Here is a 22549-nt window from a genome sequence, read left to right on the forward strand (position 1 = left end):
GTCGCCGATTGGAAAACCCCTCCGCTTCAGGTTTTTGTCTTGCGCATGTCGTTTCCGCAAAACCGCTGCACACTTTTGCGCGACATGCACTAATATATGTTTCGACACACGAAACCACACGCGCGAATTTTGCGTATGGGGTATGGAGCGCGCGTCAATCGAGGAAGCACGGACCCAACCGGACATGACCCAACACGCAACAGGATCGGTGGAGGCGCCGCAGGCGACGGTCGGGCTGATGCGCGGCTTGTCCGGCAAGCTGCTGCTGCTGACCGTGGTGTCGGTCATGCTCGCCGAAGTGCTGATCTTCGTGCCGTCCGTCGCCAACATGCGCGTGCGCTGGCTGCAGGACCGCCTGAACACGGCCGCGGCCGCTGGCGTCGTCGTCGACGGCCTGGAGAATGTCGAGCTGCCGCGTCCCCTGCAGGACGAAACGTTGATGGCGACCGACACCAAGGCCATCGCCATCCGCCGCAAGAACGAATCACGCCTGATCGCCGCTGTCGACATGCCGCCGGAAGTCGATGCGCAATACGACCTGACCGACGTCATGCCGCTCGAAGCGATCGGCGACGCCTTCCACACGCTGATTTCCGGCGGCGACGAGATCATCCGCGTCTACGCGCCGCTCGGCGAAAGCGATGCGATTATCGAACTGGTGATGTCGGATCGCAACCTGCACAAGGCGATGCTGGTCTACGCCCGCAACGTCTTCTTCCTGTCGATAGGACTGTCGCTGTTCACGGCGACGCTGATTTTCGTGGCGATCAATCGCATCATGATCACGCCGATTCGCCGGATGACCGCGAGCATGCAGGCCTTTTCCGCCGATCCGTCGGACCCCGCCCGCGTGCTCACACCCTCCCCCGGACAGGACGAGCTTTCGCTCGCCGGCCAGCATCTCGCCGCCATGCAGCAGCAGTTGCAGAAGACGCTGAAGAGCCAGAAGAACCTCGCCGATCTCGGCCTTGCCGTCTCCAAGATCAACCACGACATGCGCAACATCCTGTCTTCGGCACAGTTAATCTCCGACCGGCTGTCGGATGTCGACGATCCCGTCGTCAAACGCTTCGCCCCAACGCTGCTGCGCACCATCGACCGCGCCGTCGGCTATACGACGGAAGTCCTCTCCTATGGCCGCACCACTGAACAGGAGCCGCACCGCCGCTTCCTGGCGCTCAGGCCGCTGGTGGTCGACGTCGCAGAGATATTATCGATCGATTCCGCCTCCGGCATCGACTTTCGCAACCATGTGCCGGAAGACCTGCAGGTGGATGCAGACAGCGAACAGCTCTTCCGCGTCGTCCATAACATCTGCCGCAATGCGGTCCAGGCCCTGCTCAACGACGCCGACAGCGGACGCGCCCGCATCGTCACCGTCTCGGCGGTGCGCACCGGTAGCGTCGTCTGCATCACCGTTGACGACACCGGCCCCGGCATGCCGCAAAAGGCGCGTGAAAACCTGTTCTCCGCCTTCCGTGGCTCGGCTCGCTCCGGCGGCACCGGCCTCGGCCTTGTCATCGCCCGCGAGCTGGTACTCGCCCATGGCGGCACGATTTCGCTGGTCGACAAGCCCTCCCCCGGCACACTGTTCCAGATCGAGCTGCCGGACAGGGCCGTGCCGCTCGATGTTTTCCGCTCGCGCCGCCGCCATTAAGCGCAAGCCTATCTTACCCATCGAACGATGACAGGTAATTTCCCTTTTATTTCAACGAAGTAGATAAATTCTGCAGTCAAAAAGCAAAATTTCTTCGCAAATTCGCTTGCAATCCCCGACCGGACGTTTTAGAGGATCGCCACGCAAGCGGTTGACGCCGCAGCGACACGCACCCGTAGCTCAGCTGGATAGAGCACCAGACTACGAATCTGGGGGTCAGGAGTTCGAATCTCTTCGGGTGCGCCATTTCTTCTTTCTTTAAAATCAGTGCATTGACGCGACCTGCGCGGATTGCCGTGTGATGCGCATCCCGTCAATATGGGGATACACACTGGCGACGTCCGCCGTAGTAAGGCTGGAATGTGTTGTCCCAAGCGCGGTACGAGCGGTAGCGATTGTAGCACCACGACGTATGGGAATTGCCGCCGTAATAGGTGCGCGGCTGCGCGTTCAGGACGCTTCCGAGAAGCGCGCCGGCCGCAAGGCCGCCGATGATCACGCCGGCATAATTGTCGTGATGATGATAGTAGCCGTTGTCGTAGCGCCAATGGCGGTTGTTGCCGTATCGCCAGCGGTTATCATTGCCCCAGTTGTGGCGATCATAGTTCCCGCGAATCCAACGCCTGTCGCGAACCTCTTCCACGCCCGGCATCCTGGCCTGCGACGTCGAGATTGCGGGGACGCCCGGAAAGGCGTGTGCGGGCATGATGCCCGTAAAGATCGTGGCCAGCGCCACACCGATGGTGGCTATCTTTTTCATGACAGATTCTCCTGCAAATTGTTCAATCGCTTGATCTTTTGCAGGGTCAACGCGTGACCGACCCACACGGGTCCATCACGGCTTCGTCATCGCCGGCTATTATCAGCCATATATCTTGGTCGCCTCCGCCTTCAGCCAGGCGATCATGGCGCGGTAGGGGCCAGGGCCGTAGCTCACCCGCGAAACACCGCAGACGGCAAGCTGGGCGACCGTCGGCGCACCCGGCTTCATCATGATATTGACCGGCAGAGGGCTCGCCTCACAGAGGCGTGTGATCAGCGCCGGATCGGCGAGCCAAGGCGCGAAAAAGCCGCTTGCACCGGCCTCTGCGAAGGCATGCGCGCGCGCGATCGCCTCGTCGAGCAGCGCCCCGTGTTTGCTGCCGTCCGCTTCCTTCAAAAAGAGATCGGTCCGAGCATTGATGAAGAACGGCAGGCCGCGTTCGTCAGCCACGGCCCGGATGGCGCGGATGCGGGCCGTCTGGTCCCCGATGGAATAAAGCCCCTCGCCGCCGACAATCTGGTCTTCGAAATTGACGCCGACCGCTCCGGCCTCCATCAGCAGCGCGACGTTGGCTGCGGCCCGCTTCGGATCGTCTGAATAGGCGCCCTCGAAATCGATACTGACCGGCAGATCGGTGGCCGCGACCACCGAGCGGGCGACAGCCACCAGCGTTTCAAGCGGAATCGCCTCGCCATCGGCATAGCCATTGGCAGCAGCGACGGACCAGCTGCCGGTGGCAAGCGCCTTTGCGCCGGCCGAAGCGACGGCACCGGCCGTGCCGGCATCCCAGATGTTGTAGAGAACCAGCGGATCGCCCTTGCGATGCAGCGCCTGGAATGCCTTAGCCTTTTCGATCTGGCTCATAATCTCTCCTCAGCGAATAATCCGACCGGCCGCATCTTTCCCTCGTGGCGCAGCAGCCATTGTTTGCGCCAAAGCCCGCCGCCATAGCCGGTCAGCGAGCCATCCGAGCCGATGCAGCGGTGACAGGGGATGACGATAGGGATGCAGTTCGACCCATTGGCCCGCGCCACGGCACGCACGGCCTGCAGCGTATCGACCGCACGGGCTATATCGCCATAGGAGCACGTCTCGCCGAGCGGGACCTCCAGAAGCTTTTCCCAGACCGCACGCTCGAAGGCACTGCCGCCGAGGCTCAGCGGCGTCCTGAAGTCACCGCTCTCGCCTGCGAAATAGGCCTTGAGTTCCGCATCGATCTGCTCGACCGGCGCCGTGCGGCCGGCAATGACCGGTGAGCGCGCCCTGCGCCGCAGGTCGTCCATTTCCGATATCAGCGCCTCTCGGTCATGGAATTCAAGACGGTGCAGATGGGTGTGGTCGCCGACGGCGAGCATCGGGCCGAGCGGCGTTTCCATCCAGTCCGCATAGAGCGTTTCCCGAGCCGTCACCGGCGCTTCTCCGATCAGCCGCGCGGCGAAAAGGCCGCTGCCCGAACCATAGCTTGCCTCCAGCCGGGCATCAACGATCCGCCGACCTCGCTATTTCCACATCAGGAGCAGCAGGATACCGGCGACGATCAACACGCAGCCCGCCGCTTCCATCTTCGTGATGCGCTCGCGGAACAGGAAGATGGAGGCCATGAAGGTGAAAACCAGCTCGATCTGGCCGAGCGCCCGCACATAGGCCACCTGCTGCAGCGCCATGGCCGTGAACCAGCAGGCCGAACCGGTGACGCCGGCCAAGCCGACAAGTGCGGAAGACCGCCAGGAGCGGATCACCTGGACGATCTCGTTTTTGTCCTTGATCGCCATCCACACCAGCATGAACACGGTCTGGAAGGTCGTGACGCAGGCAAGCGTCACCGCCGCCTGCATGATCGGGTTCGGCCCATCGAGCGAAAGCGCCGCCGAACGGTAGGCGACGGCCGAAATACCGAAGACGGCGCCGGAGGCGATACCGACCATCGCCGTGCGGCTGGTCATGGCGATCAGGAGGTTGCGCCAGGAGAGCGGCATGCGCGCCACCGAGATCATCATCACGCCGAAAACGCCGACGATGATCGCCGCGATGGCGCCGGGTGTCAGCTTTTCGCCGAGCAGGATCAGTCCGAAGATCGCCGCCTGCACCGGCTCGGTCTTGGAATAGGCGGTGCCGACGGCGAAGTTGCGAAGCGAGAACAGATAGACCAGCAGCATCGTCGCAAAGATCTGCGCCAGGCCACCGATGATGGCCCAGAACCAGAAACTGCCGTTCAGCGCCGGCAGGCTATATCCCGCGAGAAAGTGGAGCCCAGTGACATAGAGGATCGCCAACGGAAAACCGTAGCCAAAGCGCACGAAGCTCGCGCCGGTGGTGCCGAGCGAGGTCTGCAGATGTTTCTGAAGGGCGGACCGCAGGTTCTGGAGAAACGCCGCGGCGATGGTGATGACGATCCAGGCTTCCATATCTGCCGGCTATCATGCGACCGGGGCAAAATCCATCGGATAGACGGCCCGCTGTCAACAATTCCTTTTTGCTTCCCGCCCGCCCCGTGCCATAAGAACGCCCATGAACAAGCCCGACCGCCTGCCGACCAAAGCCGATTTCGCCCATGTCACCGACTGGGTGTTCGATCTCGACAACACGCTCTATCCGCATCACGTCAATCTGTTCTCGCAGATCGACCGCAACATGACGGCCTATGTCTCGGCCCTTCTGTCGCTCGACCCCGTCGACGCCAAATCGCTGCAGAAGCAATATTACCGCGACCACGGCACAACGCTGCAAGGATTGATGATCCATCACGGCATCGACCCGAACGACTTCCTCGAAAAGGCCCATGCGATCGATTATTCCGTCGTGCCGGCCGATCCGGCGCTCGGAGAGGCGATCAAGGCGCTGCCGGGCCGCAAGTTCATTTTCACCAACGGCAGCGTGCGCCACGCCGAAGCCACGGCGCGTGCGCTCGGCATCCTGGAAAACTTCGACGACATCTTCGATATCGTCGCCGCCGATTTCGTGCCGAAGCCGGCGGGCGATACCTATCACAAGTTCATGCAGTTGCACCGGGTCGATACCCGCAATGCCGCAATGTTCGAGGACCTGCCGCGCAACCTGCTCGTGCCGCGCACGCTCGGCATGAAGACGGTGCTGCTGGTGCCGCGCAATCTCGAATATGAATTCGCCGAAGTCTGGGAAAAGACCTCCGGCGAAGACGAGCAGATCGACTATGTGACGGAAGACCTGACCGGCTTCCTGACGCGGCTGGTGGGCTAAGTCCAAGCACCACGAAAAAGCCGCGCTTTCGTCAAACATCTGAATTACCAAAGTTTAACTGGTCCGACCGGTGATCTCGGCTATCCTTTTCCTCAGAGACGAACTCTGAAAGGACATGCCATGCATACCAAAACAATCCTTCTCGGCTTTGTTGCCGCCACGATCGCCGTGACCGGCGCGGTCTCGCCAAGCTTCGCCGCACGGCAGAAAGCAACGCCGGAGCAACGGGCGGAATGGATGATCAAACGGCTCGATACAGACAAGGACGGCAAGGTCTCGCTGGACGAGGTGAAGACCCGCACCGAGATCGCCTTCAAGTCCTTCGATGCCGACGGCAACGGTCAGGTCACCCGTGACGAGATCAGGGCAAAGCGTGAGGCGTTCCGTGACGCACGCAAGCAATGGCGTGATGCCGGCAAATCGGAACAGGCCACGGCTGAATTTCACGAAAAGATGAAGGACATCCGCCCGGCCGCGATGCCCGGCATGCGGGGGAAGGCTTTCCACCGCATCGATGCCGACGGAAACGGCTCTCTCAGCCTGGCGGAAGTCACCGAACAGGCCGGCAAGATATTCAAGCGCCGCGACACCAATGGCGACGGCTTCATCGACGCGGGCGATTTCACCCGCAAAATCTGATTTCACGACAAGCCCGGCGCACCGATGCCGGGCTTGTCTGCTTGCATCGTCTCAGCTGTCGAGGCGCACTTCGCCCTCTTCCTCGCCGTCCCAATAGTGGGCGCGGGTCGCGTGCACCTTGATGAGCACGAGGCCTTTGGTATCGACGCCATCCTTGAACCATTCGTCGAGTTCGGGCGTCCAATGTTTCTTGAAGGTCTCGCGGTCGCGGATGAGGTCGGCCTCGCCCTCCACCGCCACCAGGAAAGCCTTGTCGCCCTGGAAGGACAGCGCCACCTTCCGATTGCGCTTGATATCGTCCACCATGCGGGACTGCTCCCAGGTGAAATAATAGGAATCGCCGTCATACTCCACGTCGCCGTTGTTGCTCATCGGACGGCCGGCGATTGCGCCGCCTTCCGTGTGGGTGGAGAGCATCGCGATATCGATCTCGCGCATTTTCCTGGAAATTTCCGGCAGGCTTCGATTGCTCATGGTTTCCTCCTGATTGCTGACCGGGAGGAAACGCGGCTCGGGCCGGATGGTTCGAACCGCGCAAAACGCGTCTGGGTTTACCGCGCGCCGGAAGCGATCGGCACCGCACCCGGATCGACCTTCTCGTAGAAATCCGAGATGATCTGCCAGGCCTGTTCGGCGGTATCCACGAACCGCACGAGATTGACGTCATCCGGCGCGATGGTGCCGAAATCGGCCAGCGCCTCGAAATTGACGATCGAACGCCAGAATTTTTCCCCGAACAGGATCAGCGGCACCAGCGCCATGCGGCCGGTCTGCATCAGCGTCATCGTCTCGAACAGTTCGTCCAGCGTGCCGAAGCCGCCGGGGAAAACCGTGACCGCCTTGGCGCGCACGAGGAAATGCATCTTGCGGATCGCGAAATAGTGGAAGTTGAAGCTGAGGTCCGGCGTCACGTAGCGGTTTGGCGCCTGCTCGTGCGGAAGCACGATGTTGAGACCGATCGAAGGCGCGCCGACTTCCATCGCGCCGCGATTGCCCGCCTCCATCACCCCCGGCCCGCCGCCGGTGACAACGACGAATTCCTTGTAGCCGGACTGGGCGGAATGTTCCGAACAGAGCCGCGCGAACTTGCGCGCCTCCTCGTAATAAACGGACGCCTCCGTCAGGTTCTTCCGCTGGATGTCGTTCCTGGCCGCCCAGGCATCGCCGCCGGGCTCGGGAATGCGCGCGCCGCCGAACATGACGACGGTGGAGGTGATGCCGCGCTCGGCCAGCATCATCTCGGTCTTCAGAAGCTCCAGTTGCAGCCGCACCGGCCGCAGTTCCTCACGGCTCAGGAAATCGTCGTCGGCATAGGCGAGCCGGTAGGAAGGCGACATGGATTGCGGGGTCGGCGGCACGCCGGCTGCCCGGTGCTTGGCCTGCTGGCTGTCGACGAGCGGGTCCCAGACCCCATCCTTGCGACGCAGATTGCGCTTCTTCATTCTTGCCATGCTGAACTTTCCTTAACCCACGCCGAATGCCCTGCAGGGCCGCCAGGTGTCTATTGAATGTCGTGATACCGCCGATGCAAATCGTAAGGCGATCATTTCGCGACATAGAGCCGTCTGCAGGGCAGACCGCAACCGAAAACCGCTTCAACTTTTCGGGATCATGCTCTACAGCAGTTTCACGATATCCGCCGAAGCTTAAGGAATTCCGATGACGAACCATGCCGACCTTTCGCAGACCATCGAGACCGCATTCGACAATCGCGAGACGATCAACACCTCGACCAGGGGCGAAGTTCGCGATGCCGTGGAAACCGCTCTCAACCTTCTCGATGCCGGCAAGGTGCGCGTCGCAGAGCGGGGCGAGGACGGCAACTGGACCGTTCATCAGTGGCTGAAGAAGGCTGTGCTGCTTTCCTTCCGTCTCAACCCGATGGAGATCGTCAAGGGCGGTCCGGGCGGTTCCGTCTGGTGGGACAAGGTACCGTCGAAGTTCGAAGGCTGGAGCGTCAACGAATTCGAGAAAGCCGGCTTCCGCGCCGTGCCGAGTGCCGTCGTGCGCCGCTCGGCCTATATCGCCCCGAACGCCATCCTGATGCCGTCCTTCGTCAATCTCGGCGCCCATGTCGGCGAAGGCACGATGGTCGACACCTGGGCGACCGTCGGCTCCTGCGCCCAGATCGGCGCGCATGTCCACCTCTCCGGCGGCGTCGGCATCGGCGGCGTGCTGGAGCCGCTGCAGGCCGGCCCGACCATCATCGAGGACAACTGCTTCATCGGCGCCCGCTCGGAAGTCGTCGAAGGCTGCATCGTGCGCGAGGGCTCGGTTCTCGGCATGGGCGTGTTCATCGGCAAGTCCACCAAGATCGTCGATCGCGCCACCGGCGAGATCACCTATGGCGAAGTGCCGCCCTACTCCGTCGTCGTCGCCGGTTCGATGCCCTCGGGCAGCACCATGGCCAACGGCCAGCCGGCCCCGAACCTCTACTGCGCCGTCATCGTCAAGCGCGTCGATGAAAAGACCCGTTCCAAGACCGGCATCAACGAACTGCTGCGAGACTGATCCCATGGCAGCCGCCGCATCGGAAAAATCCATGCAGTGGCTGTTCTTCAGCCCCTCCGGCCGCATCAGCCGCCAGCCCTATCTTCTGGGCTGGCTGTTCTGGCTGTCGATCATCAGCTTCGCCATGGCCCGCATCCTGGCGAACGAGAACAATCATGGCGCCCTGACGCTCTGGATCATCCTGACGATCATCGCCGGCGGCGTCTCGACGGCCTCGGTATTTCTCCTGACGGTCAAGCGGCTGCACGATATCGGCCAGACGGGCATGCTGGCGCTGTTTCTCTTTCTGCCGGTCATCAGCCCGCTGATGTTCGCGCTGTGTTTCTGGCCGGGCACCGAAGAACCGAACGATTTCGGCGCCCGCACGAACGAACCGGACGGCGAGAACTTCTAGAGCATTTCCGGCAAAAGTGCGAAGCGGTTTTGCGTCCGCAAATGCGTCAGAACAACGAGCTGGAGCGCTTCGCGATTCGAAGAAAAGCGGAAACGCTCTAGCGCCTCCGGGCACGACGCTGCAGCGACGTGACATTGGAAGACCCGGCGGGCGATGCAACATCGGCGGCCATCACCTTGTCGCGGCCACTGCTCTTGGCGCGGTAAAGCGCCACGTCCGCCCGCTCAAGCGCGTTCTCTATGGTCTCCCCGCCCATACCGGCAATGCCGAAACTTGCCGTGACGCCGCGGTCGAGGCCCATATCCCGCCAGTCGCTGCCGGCGATTTCCCGCCTGATCCTCTCGCTTTTTTCGAACGCGGCGCCCGGCCCCGCCTCCGACATATAGATCACGAACTCCTCGCCGCCATAGCGCGCGATCAGGTCACTTGCCGCGCAATGGCGCCGCAGCAGCGCCGAAAGACTGACCAGAACGCGGTCGCCCACCGTGTGGCCGAAATCGTCGTTGATCCGCTTGAAGTGATCGATGTCGCAGATGACCACCGTTCCCGAAAGCGGCCCTGCCGCCTTCAGCCGGGCAAGGGCCTCGTCCAGCCCGCGACGATTGAGGAGATTGGTCAGCGAATCGAATTCCGCCTGCTGCCGGTAGCGGCCAAGCAGGTCGATCGCGACCGAAGCAAGGGCAACAAGGGCAAACAGCAGGCCGATGATGGCGCCGGAGGCCTGCATGAAGAAGGCGTAACCCGAATCGCTGAAGCTCTGCAGCGCAGCCCCGCTGGGTGCAATCGCATAGACGACGATGTTGCGCACGACGACATCGAGCACGATCATCAGCGTCACCGCCGCCAGCGCCCAGTCGATGGGTGCCCGAAGCCAGGGGGCCACGACGAACAGCGGAAACAGCCAGAGAACGCAGGTGAAGGCATCGTGAAGCCCAAGCTCCAGCGGCAGGCTCTCGGCGATCAGCACCGCGCCGGCCACGACGATAAAAGCCACCAACGCAAAGCCACTCTGCAGCAGCAGATAGCGTGGCGCCTTGAAGCGGATCAGCAGGGCTTGCCCGTAAAGCACCGCGCCGATCAGCAGAAAGCCATCCGCCAGCAGCGCCTGCAGCTTGATCGGAATGTAACCTTCCAGTGCCGGAGCCCCGAAGCCCACGGCGATCATCATATGGGCGAAGGCCCAATAGAGCGCCGGGCGCGAGCCGCTGCGCGCCGCGATCAGGAATGCGACGCTGAATACCAGCATGACAAACGGCACGAAGAGGGCGAAATAAAAGAACGGCATCGAACAAGGCCTCGAGACCGTTGGCGCCACACCAAGGCCTACCAGGAAGAAATTGCACGGAACTATGCGCGCCGCGCGTTAAGAAAAAACTAGAGCGTTTCGGGCCTGAAGGAAATCGTCAAGACTAGCCATGCCATTGCGGGACAGTGACAGGCCGGCGGCGATCGGATAAACAGTCCCGCGAAAAAACAACAGGCGTGCGCAATGTCCTCCACTGATCCCATCGCCAATCTCGCCACCCTCATCCGCTGCCCTTCCGTCACGCCCGCCGAAGGCGGTGCGCTTGTCGCGCTCGAGGCCATGCTCTCGCCTCTTGGCTTCAAGGTCGAGCGCGTGACGGCGACGGACGAGGCGACGCCGGATATCGAAAATCTCTACGCCCGTCTCGGCAGCGAAGGCCCGCATTTGATGTTTGCCGGCCATACCGATGTCGTGCCGGTCGGCAACGAGGCCGACTGGTCGCATCCGCCCTTTGCCGCCGAGATCGCCGGTGGCGAAATGTACGGCCGCGGCGCCGTCGACATGAAGGGCGGCATCGCCTGCTTCGTCGCCGCCGTCGCCCGCTATGTCGAAAAGAACGGCAAGCCGAAGGGCTCGATCTCCTTCCTCATCACCGGCGACGAGGAGGGCCCGGCCATCAACGGCACGATCAAGCTCCTACAGTGGGCGGCCGGCAAGGGCGAACGCTGGGACGCGTGTCTCGTCGGCGAGCCGACCAATCCCGACCAACTCGGCGACATGATCAAGATAGGCCGTCGCGGCTCTGTCTCAGGCAAGATCACCGTTCACGGCGTGCAGGGCCACGCCGCCTATCCTCATCTCGCCGATAATCCGGTGCGCGGCATCCTCGCCTTGACACAGGCGCTGATGGACCCGCCCTTCGACGCCGGCACCGAGAATTTCCAGCCGTCGAACCTCGAAGTCACCACCGTCGATGTCGCCAACAGCGCCGTCAACGTCATCCCGGCGCGGGCAACGGCAAGCTTCAACATCCGCTTCAACGACAGTTGGGGCGCCGAAAGCCTGCAGGCGGAAATCATCGCCCGCCTCGACCGCGCGGCCAAGGAAAGCCCGCTTCGCCCCGGTCGCGACCCGGTGAAATACGACATCGTCTGGGCCGAGCGCCCAAGCCATGTCTTCCTCACCCATAACGATGCGCTGATCTCCTCGCTTTCGGGCGCCGTCGAAGCCGTGGTCGGCCGTCGGCCCAAGCTTTCGACCACCGGCGGCACCTCGGATGCCCGCTTCATCAAGGATTATTGCCCGGTGGTCGAGTTCGGTCTCGTCGGCCAGACCATGCACATGGTCGACGAGCGCGTGGCCGTTGCCGACCTGGAGACACTGACGGCGATCTACGAAACCTTCCTCGAACGCTGGTTCGGCAATGCCGCAGCTTGAGGAAATCTCCCTTTACCTGAAGGGCATCTGGCTGCTGCTCACCGGCGACCAGCGCGGCTTCGACTATCTCGACAACTCGGCCGCGGGCGTCATTCGGTCCTTTGCCGCCATCCTGTGGTCGCTGCCGGCCATGGCCGTCATCTGGGCATCGACGCGGTACTACTACCTCTCCAACATGCCGGAGGGCACATCGGCGGGGCTGCCCTTCATCCTGAAGCTGATGACCATCGATCTCATCAGCTGGATCGTGCCCATCGCGTTGATCGCGGCGCTGGCCAAGCCCTTGGCCTTCGGCGAGCTTCTCGCCGACGTCATCGTCACCACAAACTGGATATCGGTGCCGCTGCTTTATGCGGCGGCGGTGCCGGCGGCGCTTTCGCTCATGGTGCCGGCAAGCGGCGATTTCGCCGCACTTCTGTCGCTGATCGTCATGATGGTCTCGATTGCGGCCGTCTTCATGCTCCTGAAGACGATTACCGGCAAGCACACCCTGCTCGCCTTCACCCTGACCGCCCTTTATCTGCTGCCGCCATTGATGGCTGGCGAATGGCTGCGCGATGCGCTCGGGCTGTTTCCCGTCTGATCAGTAGTCGACCTGCATGAAATAGAGCCCGTCCGGAGGCGCGACGGGGCCGCAGGCCTTGCGGTCGCGCGCTTCCAGCGCGGTCTTCACATCGTCAGGCGTCCACTTGCCCTCGCCCGCCAGTTTCAGCGTACCCGCAAAGGAGCGGATCTGGTTGTGCAGGAAGCTCTGGGCCGTGGCGCGGATTTCGATCAACTCGCCATCGCGCGTCACATCCAGCCGGTCAATGGTGCGGACCGGGCTATTGGCCTGGCAATGGGCCGAGCGGAAGGTGGTGAAATCATGTTTTCCAACCAGCATCTGCGCCGCCGCGTGCATCGCCTCGTGGTCGAGCGGCTTCACCACCCACCAGGCACGTCTGGCTTCCAGCGCCAGCGGCGAACGGCGGCAGATGATCCGGTAAAGATAATGGCGTCGCAGCGCCGAAAAGCGGGCGTCGAACGCATCAGGCACTTCCGCGGCATCGAGGATCGCCACTTGCTCGCCGTTCTGGCCGAGATGGGCGTTCAGCGCATTGCGTAGCGTCTCGCCTTTCCAACTGCGCTGCAAATCGGCATGGGCGACCTGCCCGCGGGCATGAACGCCGGAATCGGTGCGCCCCGCGCCACGGATGGAAACGGTCTCGCCCGTCAGGCTCAGGATCGCCTTCTCGACCGCACCCTGCACGGAAGGGCCATTGTCCTGCCGCTGCCAGCCGACATAGGCCGAGCCGTCATATTCGATGATCAGGCGAAACCGCGGCATCAGATAAGCCTTGTGCCGGCAGGAACGGACGTGCCGCGCCGAAATTCGTCCGCGCCCAGCGCCTTGCCGCCGGCCTTCTGCAGCCGCGTCAGCCGCACCGAGCCTTCGCCGCAGGCAATGGTCAGATCGTCGGATAGGGCCGTACCCGGCTCGCCGCCAGCCTTCTCGACCGTGCTCGCAAGCACCTTGATCCGCTCCGGCTTGCCGCCGATTTCGGCTTCGAACCACGCGCCCGGAAACGGCGAGAGCCCGCGGATATGGTTGTGCACCTCATCCGCCGGGCGCGAAAAATCGATGCGTGTCTCGGCCTTCGATATCTTGGCCGCATAAAGCACGCCACTCTCCGGCTGCGGCGTCAGCGGCAGGTCGCCGGCCTCCAGCTTTTCCATGGCGTCGCGCATCAGCGTCGCGCCGACAAGCATCAGCTTGTCGTGCAATTCGCCCGCCGTCATCTCCGGCCCGATGGCAACAGCCTTGGTCAGCGCCACCGGTCCCGTATCGAGACCGATATCCATCTTCATTACCATCATGCCGGTCTCGTGATCGCCAGCCATGATCGCCCGCTGGATGGGTGCCGCCCCCCGCCAGCGCGGCAGAAGCGACGCATGGCCGTTATAGCAGCCAAGCCGCGTGCCGGAGAGGATCGCCTCCGGCAACAACAGCCCATAGGCGACGACGACCGCGACATCGGCATCGAGAGCACGGAATTCGGCGCGGTCTTCCTCGGCCTTGAAGTTCAGCGGCGTGCGTACGGGAATGCCGAGCAGTTCGGCGGCCTGATGCACCGGCGACTTCTGCAGATCGAGCCCGCGACGCCCGCCCGGCCGCGGCGGCTGGCTATAGACGGCAACGATCTTGTGCCCTGCCTGCGCCAGCGCCGACAGCGTCGGTACGGAAAATTCAGGCGTTCCCATGAAGACGATACGAAGCGACACGGCATCATTCCTTGCAAAGGAGGCGGCCCGTCAAAGGCCCGATAGCGCGGAGATCAGATCGCCTTGGCGCCGCGCACCTTCGCCGCCTTGGTGAATTTACGGATCACCATTTCGCGCTTCAGCTTGGAGATGTGATCGATGAACAGCGTGCCGTTCAGATGGTCGATCTCGTGCTGCAGGCAGGTCGCCAGCAGCCCGTCCGCCTTTACGCTCTGGCTCTTGCCGTCGCGGTCGATATAGTTGACCGTCAGTGCGGCCGGACGCTCGACCTCGGCATAATAATCCGGGATCGACAGGCAGCCTTCCTCATAGACCGAACGCTCATCCGACGTGCTGACGATCTCGGGATTGATGAAGACCAGCGGCTGCTTGTCTTCGCCTTCCTTGGAAACGTCGATCACCAGCATGCGGCGCGGCACGCCGATCTGGATCGCGGCAAGGCCGATGCCGGGGGCATCGTACATGGTTTCCAGCATATCGTCGGCCAAGCGGCGGATGTCGTCGTTGACGGTCTCGACGGGCTGGGACAGCTCGCGAAGAACCGGATCGGGCAGAATAATGAGCGGCTTGATGGTCATCGCTCCCCTTAGCCGATCTTCGGCACGGATGGAATTCTCCCGGCAAAGAATTTTGACGCGAAATCAATCGCGATTGACTGTCGAAAAGCAATGTTCCCGTTTTGATCTGGAAAGCTGGCGAAAATCTGTTAGCCTCGGGGCATGAATTCCATCGCTCCCGATCCGATCCTCTTCCATCTCGGCACTTATCCCGTCGGCGTCACGCAGCTTCTGGCGGCGGTGGCCGTTGTGCTGGCGCTCGCCGTCCTCGTCTCGCTGTCGAGCGCGCGCCGGCAGAGGCAGCGCACGGAAGCCGCCGACGAACGCATGGCCCTGCTCCTCTCGGCCCAGACGGAAATGCAGGGCCGCATTGCCGCCATGACCGAAGTGTTCGGCACCCGGCAATCCGAACTCAACCACTCCATCAACCAGCGCATCGACGGCATGACGCAGCGCATCGGCGCATCCATCACCGAGCAGACCCGAGCGACGCACGAAAACCTGCGCCGCCTGCAGGAGCGTCTGGCCGTCATCGACACGGCCCAAACCAACATCCAGTCGCTGGCGAAAGACATGGCCGGCCTGCAGCAGATCCTCTCCAATAAGCAGACGCGCGGCGCCTTCGGCCAGTCGCGCATGGAAACCATCGTCGCCGACGGCCTTCCCATCGGCGCCTTTGCCTTCCAGCCGACGCTCTCCAACGGCTCACGCCCCGACTGCACCATCCGCATGCCGAACGACCAGCCGGTACTGGTGATCGACGCCAAATTTCCGCTGGAAAGCTGGAACGCGATGCGCAGCACCAGCGACGCGGAAACGGCGCGGCTCGCCGGCCAGCAATTCCACCGCGACATGGAGGTGCATATCCGCGATATCGCCGGCAAATATCTGATTGCCGGCGAAACGCAGGATACCGCCTTCCTGTTCGTTCCCTCCGAATCGATCTTCGCCGATATCCACGAGCATTTCGAAGCGATCGTGCAGAAGGCCCACCGCGCCCGCATCGTCATCGTCTCGCCGTCGCTGCTGCTTCTGTCGATCCAGGTCATCCAGTCGATCCTGCGCGATGCCCGAATGCGCGAGCAGGCCCATCTGATCCAGGGCGAGGTGATCCGGCTGATGGAAGACCTCGGCCGTCTCGACGAGCGCATCCGCAAGCTCCATGGCCATTTCACCGCGACCCAGAAGGACGTGGACGATATCCTCATTTCCTCCGACAAGCTGAAGCGGCGCGGCGCCCGTATCGAAGCGCTGGAACTCGAAAACGGCGCACCGCCAGTCACCTCCGCAGAGCATAAATCCGGTGCGGAAAACCGATTTGGCCAGCTGAAGCTCAGGGTGGTTGACGAGGACTGACCGTCTCGGGCAGTGTCCGGCCAAAATCGCACGCTGTATCCCACAGGCTGCAGCGCACCAACATGCCGGGGAGGCTTTTCATGATCACTGTATTCGGCTCCATCAACATGGACCTGATTGCCACCACCCCGCGCCTGCCGAAGCCCGGCGAAACGCTGGCCGGCACCGGTTTTTCCACCGCCGCCGGCGGCAAGGGCGCCAACCAGGCGCTCGCCGCAACCCGCGCCGGCGCCAAGGTGCTGATGGCCGGCGCCGTCGGTTCCGATGCCTTCGCCACCGATGCACTGGCGCTGATGAAGCAGGCCGGCACCGATCTTTCCGCCGTCAACGTCGTCGATAGGGCGACCGGCACCGCCCACATCCTCGTCGGCGGCGATGGCGAAAACGTCATCATCGTGGTGGCCGGCGCCAACGGCGAGGTCACGGAAAACGATGGCATCGCTGCCGTCGCAGCCATGGACACGGGCGATACGCTGGTGCTGCAGCTCGAAATCCCCGCCGCATCCATCGAAGCAGCGCTGTCGGCCGCGAAGAAGGCCGGCATCCGCTCGCTCATCAACATTGCACCGCTGACGCCGGATGCGGCCCGTCTCGGCCGCATGGCCGATATCGTCGTCGCCAACGAGACCGAATTCGAATTGCTCGCCGGCAAAACCGGCCTCAGCGCCGACGAGCGGGTCGCCGCAATGCGCCGACTGCATGAGGAAACCGGTCAGACAATCATCGTCACCCTCGGCGCCGAGGGCGTCGTTGCTCTAAGCGAGGGCGCGATCCACACCGCCAAGGGGCTGAAGATCGAGCCGGTCGATACGGTCGGCGCCGGCGATACCTTCTGCGGTTATCTCGCCGCCAGCCTCGATGCCGGCCTCGATTTCGAGAAGGCGCTGCGCCGCGCCGCCGTTGCCGGCTCGCTCGCCTGCCTGAAGCCCGGCGCCCAGCCGGCGATCCCTGTTGCCGCCGAGGTGGAAGCCCGTCTCTAAAAGCCGGATGCGCCTGCGTTTGCGCGACCTGATCCAGGCTCTCGCAAACGCAAGTTGCGCTCCGTAGACGCTCTCCGTTCGCAATTCGGATGGAGTATGCCGCATTTGTAGCAAAAGCCTGGTAAACCGGCCTTTCACGTCTCGTATTCTTCTAATTTTAATAATTTTCCAGCTATTCAGAAGCTGTGCAGCGAGCCGCGCCGAAAGGTCCGGGCTCGGTCTTGCGATGTCCTTGCGGCATCTGGCGCTCCATGAGGGAGCATTTCCCAACATCTGTCTGCTTCCCGTTGCGGCCTCGCGACCGCCAGTTTCTATCCCGAGGGGATTTTCATGCTCAAGTTTCAGGCCAAATCTCTGGCCACCAAGCTGATCGCGGTGACGGGCGGAACGATCGCCCTCGTCCTGCTCGCATCCAACTATGTCCTGATCTCGCAGACCCAGACCCGAGTGGAAACGCTGGTGCGTGACCAGGCCGAAGTCGAAGCCAAGGCGATCGCATCGGGCATTGCCAGCGATATTGGCGAGCTTGCGGGCGCTGCCCGCTCCATGGCCGGTTCCGTCGGCCTCGGCCACGAGGGCGGCTTCCTCGATCGCAAGTCGATCATCAGCATCCTGAAGAGCAACGTCCAGAACAACGCCTTTGCCTTCGGCAGCTGGTTTGCCGAAGCGCCGGACGGCGCCTTCGACGGCAAGGCCGCCGACTATGTGGAAAAGAAGGAGTTCGGCGGCAGCAAGACCGGCGCCTTCAACCCCTACTGGACCAAGAACAAGACGGGCGGCATCACCTTCTCTGCCTTCGAATCCGATTATGAAGGCCAGTGGTATTCGCTGGCCGCCAAGAGCGGCAAGGGTGCGATGTCTGCGCCCTATCAGGAAACCACGACCGGCGACAACGTCTCGATGGCTTCCATTGCCTATCCCGTCATGTCCGGCGGCAAGATGATCGGCGTGAGCGGCGTCGATGTCTCCTTGAATTCGCTGTCCGAAAAGCTCAGCAAGATCCATCCGTTCGAGACCGGCCGCGTCACCCTCGTCGCCCAGAACGGCAACTGGCTGGTCGCGCCCATCCCAGATCTCTTGATGAAGCCCTTCGACGGAACCGGCGCGGAACTCGTCAAGGAAGCGCTCGCCTCCAACAAGGTCGGCCTTATCCCCAATCTCAAATATGACGAGTTCGAGCCCTTCGACCGCATCGTCTATCCCTTCGCCTTGCCGGATATCAGCACGACCTGGGTTCTTCTCGTCGACGTGCCGCGCAGCGCCATCGCCGCCCCGGTCAACGACCAGACCACCATGATGGTCATCGGCGGCATCGCCGTGCTCGCCGCCGTCATGCTCGGCCTCTATTTCGCCGTGCGCCGTTTTGTGAAGAAGCCGCTCGCCGGCCTCGTGGCAGATGTTGAAACCCTCAGCCGCGGCGTCTACACCAATCCGATCGCTGGTCAGGATCGTGCCGATGAAACCGGCTCCGTCGCCAAGGCGCTCGAAGGCTTCCGCCACCAGCTCGCCGATACCAAGCGCCTGGAAGCCGAAGCCCAGCACGAGCGCCGTCAGTCCGAAGAGCAGCGCAACCAGACGGAAGCCGAACGCGCCCAGTCGAACGCCCTGCAGCGCGATATCGTCACCCGCCTCGGCAAGAGCCTGTCGCATCTTTCGGCCGGCGACCTCGCCTACCGCATCGCCGACGATTTTCCGGGTGAGTACGCCCAGCTGAAGAACGACTTCAACGCCGCGATGCAGAGCCTTGAAGAGACCATCCAGACGGTCAACAGCTCGGTTCACAATATCGGCAACGGCACCGGCGAAATCTCGTCGGCCGCCAACGACCTGTCGCACCGCACCGAGCAGCAGGCCGCAAGCCTTGAGGAAACCGCAGCCGCCCTCGACGAGCTGACCTCGCAGGTCAATGCCAGCGCCGACAATGCCAAGATCGCGGCCAAGTCGGTGGAATCGGCCAGCGGCGATGCCGAAAAGTCCGGCGAAGTCGTCCAGAAGGCGATTTCGGCGATGAAGGGCATCGAGCAGTCCTCGGGCGAAGTCAGCCGCATCATCGGCGTCATCGACGAGATCGCCTTCCAGACCAATCTGCTGGCCCTGAACGCCGGCGTGGAAGCCGCCCGTGCGGGTGAAGCCGGCAAAGGCTTTGCCGTCGTCGCCCAGGAAGTGCGCGAACTCGCCCAGCGCTCGGCCAATGCCGCGAAGGAGATCAAGGCACTGATCAACACCTCGGCCGATCAGGTCCGCGAGGGTGTGGAGCTTGTCGGCCAGACCGGCAGCGCGCTACAGAAGATCGCCGACCAGGTGGTGCAGATCAACGGCCTGATCCGCCAGATTTCGTCGTCGGCTTCCGAACAGGCCGTCGGCCTCAAGGAGATCAACACCGCCGTCAACCAGATGGATCAGGTGACCCAGCAGAACGCCGCCATGGTCGAGGAGACAACTGCAGCCAGCGTCGCCCTCAACGAAGAGGCCCGCACGCTCAGCTCGCTCGTCTCCCGCTTCCAGGTTGGCCGCCAGGCTCAGTCCTCGGTCGATATGCTGCGCGGCACGGCAGAGCGCATGCGGGCGCCGGCCGCGCCGGCAAGGGCAGCCTACACGCCTGCAAAGCCTGCCCCGGCCCGCTACACTACGACGCCGCAGACCTCGGGCGCCAATGCACTGGCCACGGATAACTGGGAAGAGTTCTGATCGCCTCTGCGATCAAGATATGAAACAGAAACGGCGCCCTCGGGCGCCGTTTTCATTTCGAATTCTCAAAGCCGCGCCAGCCGCTCCGTCAGGAGATCGAAGAAACCCTGGTCGTCGACCTCGCGCATCACCTTTGCATTGTGCTTGCGGCCGGTCACCTGCCACCAGTCGACCACGGTCATGCCGACCGTCAGTTCGGAAGCCGTCTCGATCTCGACATTGCAATCGCGGCCCTTGAAGAGTTCCGGCCGCAGCAGATAGGCGATTACCGTCGGATCATGCAGCGGGCCACCGTCGGAGCCGTATTTCTCAATATCGAAGCGCTCGAAGAACTCCAGCATCTCGGCCATGGCAACGGCCGGGCGCGAGCCGATGGCGCGGATTTTCTCGACGCGGCTCTTGTAGGTCAACACCCTATGGGTGACGTCGAGCGGCATCATCACGATCGGGATGCCCGAGGCAAAGACGATCTTGGCGGCATCGGGATCGACGTAGATGTTGAATTCGGCAGCCGGCGTGATGTTGCCGCCTTCGAAGAAGCCGCCGCCCATCATCACCAGTTCGCGCACGCGCGGCGCGATGTCAGGCGCCTTCTGCAGGGCAAGGGCGATATTGGTCAGCGCGCCGAGCGTGCAAAGCGTCACAGTTCCCGCCTCGTGCGAGAGTATCGTCTCGATGATGAAATCGACCGCGTGCTGGTCCTGAACCTTCATGACGGGTTCGTCTACGACCGGGCCGTCGAGCCCAGTCTTGCCATGCACATGTTCGGCGGTGATGAGCTGGCGCAAAAGCGGCCGCTCGGCCCCTTCATACACCTTCACATCGGGCCGGCCGCACAGCTCGCAGACGACGCGGGCATTGCGCGAGGTCCGGGACAGCGGCACGTTTCCGGCAACCGTGGTGATGCCGAGCACGTCGAGTTCCTCGGGGCTGCCGAGCGCCAGCATGATGGCGGCGGCATCGTCCTGGCCGGGGTCCGTGTCGATGATGATTTTCCTGGGCTCGGCCATGGAATGCACTCCTTGTCTTTTCGGCGCGGACTATGATTTGCACAGCGCGCCTGTGCAAGCGCCTTCTCCCGATCTTGTACTGATTGCGCACAGCTACCATATTCCACGCGGCGGGTGCTGCATGAGCGGACCCGCCCGAACCGAAGTCGCTTGATTCACAAGGACGAGGACATGAGCCGCCTGCCACCTTTCTCGAGCCCGCTGATGCTGGGGTTCGACGCGATGGAAAATACCCTCAGGCGTATCGCCAAGGGCAATGACGGCTATCCGCCCTATAATATCGAACGCGTGCACAGCGATGCCGCCAGCGGCGAGCCGCAGCGGCTGCGCATTACGCTCGCCGTCGCCGGTTTTTCCGAAGACGATCTCGACATCACGTCGGAGGATAACCAGCTCGTCATCCGCGGCCGCCAGATCGAGACCGGCGAGCGCGACTACCTGCACCGCGGCATCGCCGCGCGGCAGTTCCAGCGCAGCTTCATGCTGGCCGACGGATTGACGGTTTTGAAGGCGGAATTGCGCAACGGGCTGCTCGCAATCGACCTCATGCGGCCGGAACCGGTCCGTATGGTAAAGAAAATTAATATTTTCGTCCCAGACTAGGATCGCGGGTGGATCGACCGCTCGCTTTGACCGCCGAAAATCCCGGATTTCCAGGGGTTCGGGCGGAACGCAAGTCTTACGAATCGGTGCATCACCCGATGCCCGGTCGTAAAGCCACGGAGCAAGACTCATGGGACTGAAAAACGTCAGCGCGCCGCTCTCGAAGAACGATCTCGCTCATCTCGGCGCCGGTGAAGTCGGCTACATCAGGAAAATGCGTTCGGACGAGGTTTCCCGCTGCTTCCCGGAAGCACCGGACATGGACCCCGGCCTCGATCTTTGGGCCCTGTTCGGCGCCGATGGCACGCCGATCCTTCTTACCGACAACCGCTCAAGCACCTTCTTCAAGGCGGCCGAAGACGACCTGAAGACCGTCAGCCTGCACTAAGGCGATTGTATATGCGGTAAGAGGCGCGTCTGATCAGACGCGCCGGAATGTGAGATAGGCCGAGCTTCTGCCCTCGCGCCTTGCCTTGGCCTCGTAGCGCGTGCTCGGCCATCCCGCATAGGGCGTCAGCCAGTCGGAGGCATTTTTCGCCGTCCATTCGAAGGCCTGATGGTCGCGGCACTTGAGCAGCGTCCAGTTCACATAGGTATCGATATCCGAGGCGAAGCAGAAAATTCCGCCCGGCTTCAACACGCGCGCAAAGCGGTCGAGATTGACCTTCGACACGAAGCGCCGCTTCCAGTGCTTCCGCTTCGGCCACGGATCGGGATAGAGCAGATCGATCTGATCGACTGAGGCCTCCGGCATCCAGTCTAGAACCTGTGTGGCGTCATCGTCATAGAGCCGGATATTTTCTGCGCCCTTCTCCTCGATATGACCGATCAACTTGGCCATGGAATTGACGAAGGGCTCGACGCCGATGAAGCCCGTCTTGGGGTTTTCGACGGCGCGATGGATCAGGTGCTCGCCGCCGCCGAAGCCGATCTCCAGCCGCACCTTCTCGACAGGGTGCCGAAACAGGCTCTTCAAATCCTCCGGCCCCGGCTGGGAAAGGTCGAGCTTGAGCAGCGGCAGCACCGTTTCCAGATAGCCGGCCTGCTGGGTGCGCAAGGGTTTGCCTTTGCGGCGGCCGAAGAAGGCTTCGGTCGAGCGGCTGCGGTGCTGTTCGGTCATGGCGTGGTCTTTCGAATAGAAAAAGCGGCGGCCTCCCAAAAGGAAGCCCCCGCTCTTTACTGTCTAATGGCGCTCTCCGTCCAGAGGCGGCATTTTTGTTGCGCGCATCG

General features: G+C 62.6%; 23 protein-coding genes, 1 tRNA gene and 1 pseudogene. 13 read left to right on the forward strand and 12 right to left on the reverse strand.

The window, feature by feature from the left end:
• Positions 1-184: 184 nt before the first annotated feature.
• Positions 185-1657 (forward strand): HAMP domain-containing sensor histidine kinase, encoded by a 1473-nt coding sequence (locus ASC86_RS05220; RefSeq protein WP_056317013.1) that lies wholly within the window; start codon positions 185-187, stop codon positions 1655-1657.
• A gap of 169 nt (positions 1658-1826) precedes the next feature.
• Positions 1827-1903: transfer RNA gene (locus ASC86_RS05225), tRNA-Arg, on the forward strand.
• Between the two features lie 67 nt (positions 1904-1970).
• Here the strand turns inward: ASC86_RS05225 and ASC86_RS05230 are convergent.
• From ASC86_RS05230 to ASC86_RS05245, 4 genes and pseudogenes are all read right to left on the reverse strand, one after another.
• Positions 1971-2417, reverse strand: a complete 447-nt coding sequence (locus ASC86_RS05230) for a BA14K family protein (protein WP_056317016.1) — start codon at positions 2415-2417, stop codon at positions 1971-1973.
• Positions 2418-2519: 102 nt separating this feature from the next.
• Positions 2520-3284, reverse strand: coding sequence for an isocitrate lyase/phosphoenolpyruvate mutase family protein (locus tag ASC86_RS05235; protein ID WP_056317019.1), 765 nt, complete (start codon positions 3282-3284; stop codon positions 2520-2522).
• A pseudogene (locus ASC86_RS05240) lies at positions 3281-3907 on the reverse strand (methylated-DNA--[protein]-cysteine S-methyltransferase); the annotation flags it as partial. The pseudogene ASC86_RS05240 and the gene ASC86_RS05235, both read right to left, overlap by 4 nt.
• 12 nt (positions 3908-3919) lie before the next feature.
• Positions 3920-4825 (reverse strand): EamA family transporter, encoded by a 906-nt coding sequence (locus ASC86_RS05245; protein ID WP_056317027.1) that lies wholly within the window; start codon positions 4823-4825, stop codon positions 3920-3922.
• 103 nt (positions 4826-4928) lie between these two features.
• Between ASC86_RS05245 and ASC86_RS05250 the strand changes: the two genes are divergently transcribed.
• Together ASC86_RS05250 and ASC86_RS05255 are read left to right on the forward strand one after the other, a co-directional pair.
• Positions 4929-5636: a pyrimidine 5'-nucleotidase gene (locus ASC86_RS05250; protein WP_082509880.1), complete on the forward strand. Its 708-nt coding sequence runs from the start codon at positions 4929-4931 to the stop codon at positions 5634-5636.
• Positions 5637-5756: 120 nt separating this feature from the next.
• The gene (locus tag ASC86_RS05255; protein WP_056317035.1) at positions 5757-6275 is read left to right on the forward strand and encodes an EF-hand domain-containing protein; all 519 of its coding nucleotides are present in this window, start codon (positions 5757-5759) and stop codon (positions 6273-6275) included.
• A 51-nt stretch (positions 6276-6326) separates the two neighbouring features.
• On the opposite strand, the gene ASC86_RS05260 is transcribed toward ASC86_RS05255, so the two are convergent.
• The gene (locus ASC86_RS05260; protein ID WP_056317039.1) at positions 6327-6749 is read right to left on the reverse strand and encodes a pyridoxamine 5'-phosphate oxidase family protein; all 423 of its coding nucleotides are present in this window, start codon (positions 6747-6749) and stop codon (positions 6327-6329) included.
• Positions 6750-6826: 77 nt separating this feature from the next.
• Positions 6827-7726 carry an LOG family protein gene (locus ASC86_RS05265; RefSeq protein ID WP_056317044.1) on the reverse strand — a complete coding sequence of 300 codons (900 nt, stop codon included), beginning with the start codon at positions 7724-7726 and terminating at the stop codon, positions 6827-6829.
• A gap of 208 nt (positions 7727-7934) precedes the next feature.
• On the opposite strand from ASC86_RS05265, the gene dapD reads away from it, so the two are divergent.
• Together dapD and ASC86_RS05275 are read left to right on the forward strand one after the other, a co-directional pair.
• Entirely contained in the window at positions 7935-8786 is an 852-nt protein-coding gene (dapD, locus tag ASC86_RS05270) for a 2,3,4,5-tetrahydropyridine-2,6-dicarboxylate N-succinyltransferase (protein ID WP_056317051.1), read from the forward strand.
• A 4-nt stretch (positions 8787-8790) separates the two neighbouring features.
• On the forward strand, positions 8791-9180 hold the full coding sequence (locus ASC86_RS05275; RefSeq protein WP_056317054.1) for a DUF805 domain-containing protein: 390 nt from the start codon (positions 8791-8793) through the stop codon (positions 9178-9180).
• Between the two features lie 97 nt (positions 9181-9277).
• Here ASC86_RS05275 and ASC86_RS05280 read toward each other — a convergent pair whose 3' ends face one another.
• Positions 9278-10465: a GGDEF domain-containing protein gene (locus ASC86_RS05280; RefSeq protein WP_056317056.1), complete on the reverse strand. Its 1188-nt coding sequence runs from the start codon at positions 10463-10465 to the stop codon at positions 9278-9280.
• Positions 10466-10669: 204 nt separating this feature from the next.
• Between ASC86_RS05280 and dapE the strand changes: the two genes are divergently transcribed.
• Both dapE and ASC86_RS05290 read left to right on the forward strand, forming a co-directional pair.
• A complete protein-coding gene (dapE, locus tag ASC86_RS05285; RefSeq protein WP_056317059.1) occupies positions 10670-11863 on the forward strand; it encodes a succinyl-diaminopimelate desuccinylase in 1194 nt (397 codons plus the stop codon).
• Entirely contained in the window at positions 11850-12446 is a 597-nt protein-coding gene (locus ASC86_RS05290; protein ID WP_056317062.1) for a hypothetical protein, read from the forward strand. The genes dapE and ASC86_RS05290 overlap by 14 nt, the downstream gene beginning before the upstream one ends.
• On the opposite strand, the gene truA is transcribed toward ASC86_RS05290, so the two are convergent.
• The 3 genes from truA to def are packed head-to-tail and all read right to left on the reverse strand — an operon-like array spanning position 12447 to position 14703.
• Positions 12447-13190: a tRNA pseudouridine(38-40) synthase TruA gene (gene truA / locus ASC86_RS05295; protein WP_056317065.1), complete on the reverse strand. Its 744-nt coding sequence runs from the start codon at positions 13188-13190 to the stop codon at positions 12447-12449.
• Positions 13190-14125: a methionyl-tRNA formyltransferase gene (gene fmt, locus ASC86_RS05300; protein ID WP_056317067.1), complete on the reverse strand. Its 936-nt coding sequence runs from the start codon at positions 14123-14125 to the stop codon at positions 13190-13192. The genes truA and fmt overlap by 1 nt, the downstream gene beginning before the upstream one ends.
• Before the next feature lie 53 nt (positions 14126-14178).
• Positions 14179-14703 (reverse strand): peptide deformylase, encoded by a 525-nt coding sequence (gene def / locus ASC86_RS05305; protein ID WP_056317070.1) that lies wholly within the window; start codon positions 14701-14703, stop codon positions 14179-14181.
• Positions 14704-14844: 141 nt separating this feature from the next.
• Here def and rmuC point away from each other — a divergent pair, with 141 nt between their 5' ends.
• From rmuC to ASC86_RS05320, 3 genes are all read left to right on the forward strand, one after another.
• On the forward strand, positions 14845-16038 hold the full coding sequence (gene rmuC, locus ASC86_RS05310) for a DNA recombination protein RmuC (RefSeq protein ID WP_082509881.1): 1194 nt from the start codon (positions 14845-14847) through the stop codon (positions 16036-16038).
• Between the two features lie 80 nt (positions 16039-16118).
• Entirely contained in the window at positions 16119-17018 is a 900-nt protein-coding gene (locus tag ASC86_RS05315; protein WP_056317072.1) for a ribokinase, read from the forward strand.
• 330 nt (positions 17019-17348) lie between these two features.
• Positions 17349-19706: a methyl-accepting chemotaxis protein gene (locus ASC86_RS05320; protein ID WP_056317075.1), complete on the forward strand. Its 2358-nt coding sequence runs from the start codon at positions 17349-17351 to the stop codon at positions 19704-19706.
• A gap of 65 nt (positions 19707-19771) precedes the next feature.
• Here ASC86_RS05320 and ASC86_RS05325 read toward each other — a convergent pair whose 3' ends face one another.
• Positions 19772-20716 carry a nucleoside hydrolase gene (locus ASC86_RS05325; RefSeq protein ID WP_056317078.1) on the reverse strand — a complete coding sequence of 315 codons (945 nt, stop codon included), beginning with the start codon at positions 20714-20716 and terminating at the stop codon, positions 19772-19774.
• A gap of 171 nt (positions 20717-20887) precedes the next feature.
• On the opposite strand from ASC86_RS05325, the gene ASC86_RS05330 reads away from it, so the two are divergent.
• The gene (locus ASC86_RS05330) at positions 20888-21319 is read left to right on the forward strand and encodes an Hsp20 family protein (protein ID WP_056318289.1); all 432 of its coding nucleotides are present in this window, start codon (positions 20888-20890) and stop codon (positions 21317-21319) included.
• A gap of 130 nt (positions 21320-21449) precedes the next feature.
• On the forward strand, positions 21450-21707 hold the full coding sequence (locus ASC86_RS05335) for a DUF1150 family protein (protein ID WP_056317081.1): 258 nt from the start codon (positions 21450-21452) through the stop codon (positions 21705-21707).
• A 33-nt stretch (positions 21708-21740) separates the two neighbouring features.
• Here ASC86_RS05335 and trmB read toward each other — a convergent pair whose 3' ends face one another.
• Complete coding sequence (gene trmB / locus ASC86_RS05340; RefSeq protein ID WP_056318291.1) at positions 21741-22439, reverse strand: tRNA (guanosine(46)-N7)-methyltransferase TrmB; 699 nt, start codon at positions 22437-22439, stop codon at positions 21741-21743.
• Between the last annotated feature and the right edge of the window lie 110 nt (positions 22440-22549).

Origin of the sequence: Rhizobium sp. Root1212, from assembly GCF_001424985.1 — a bacterium.
Classification (GTDB): Bacteria; Pseudomonadota; Alphaproteobacteria; order Rhizobiales; family Rhizobiaceae; genus Pararhizobium.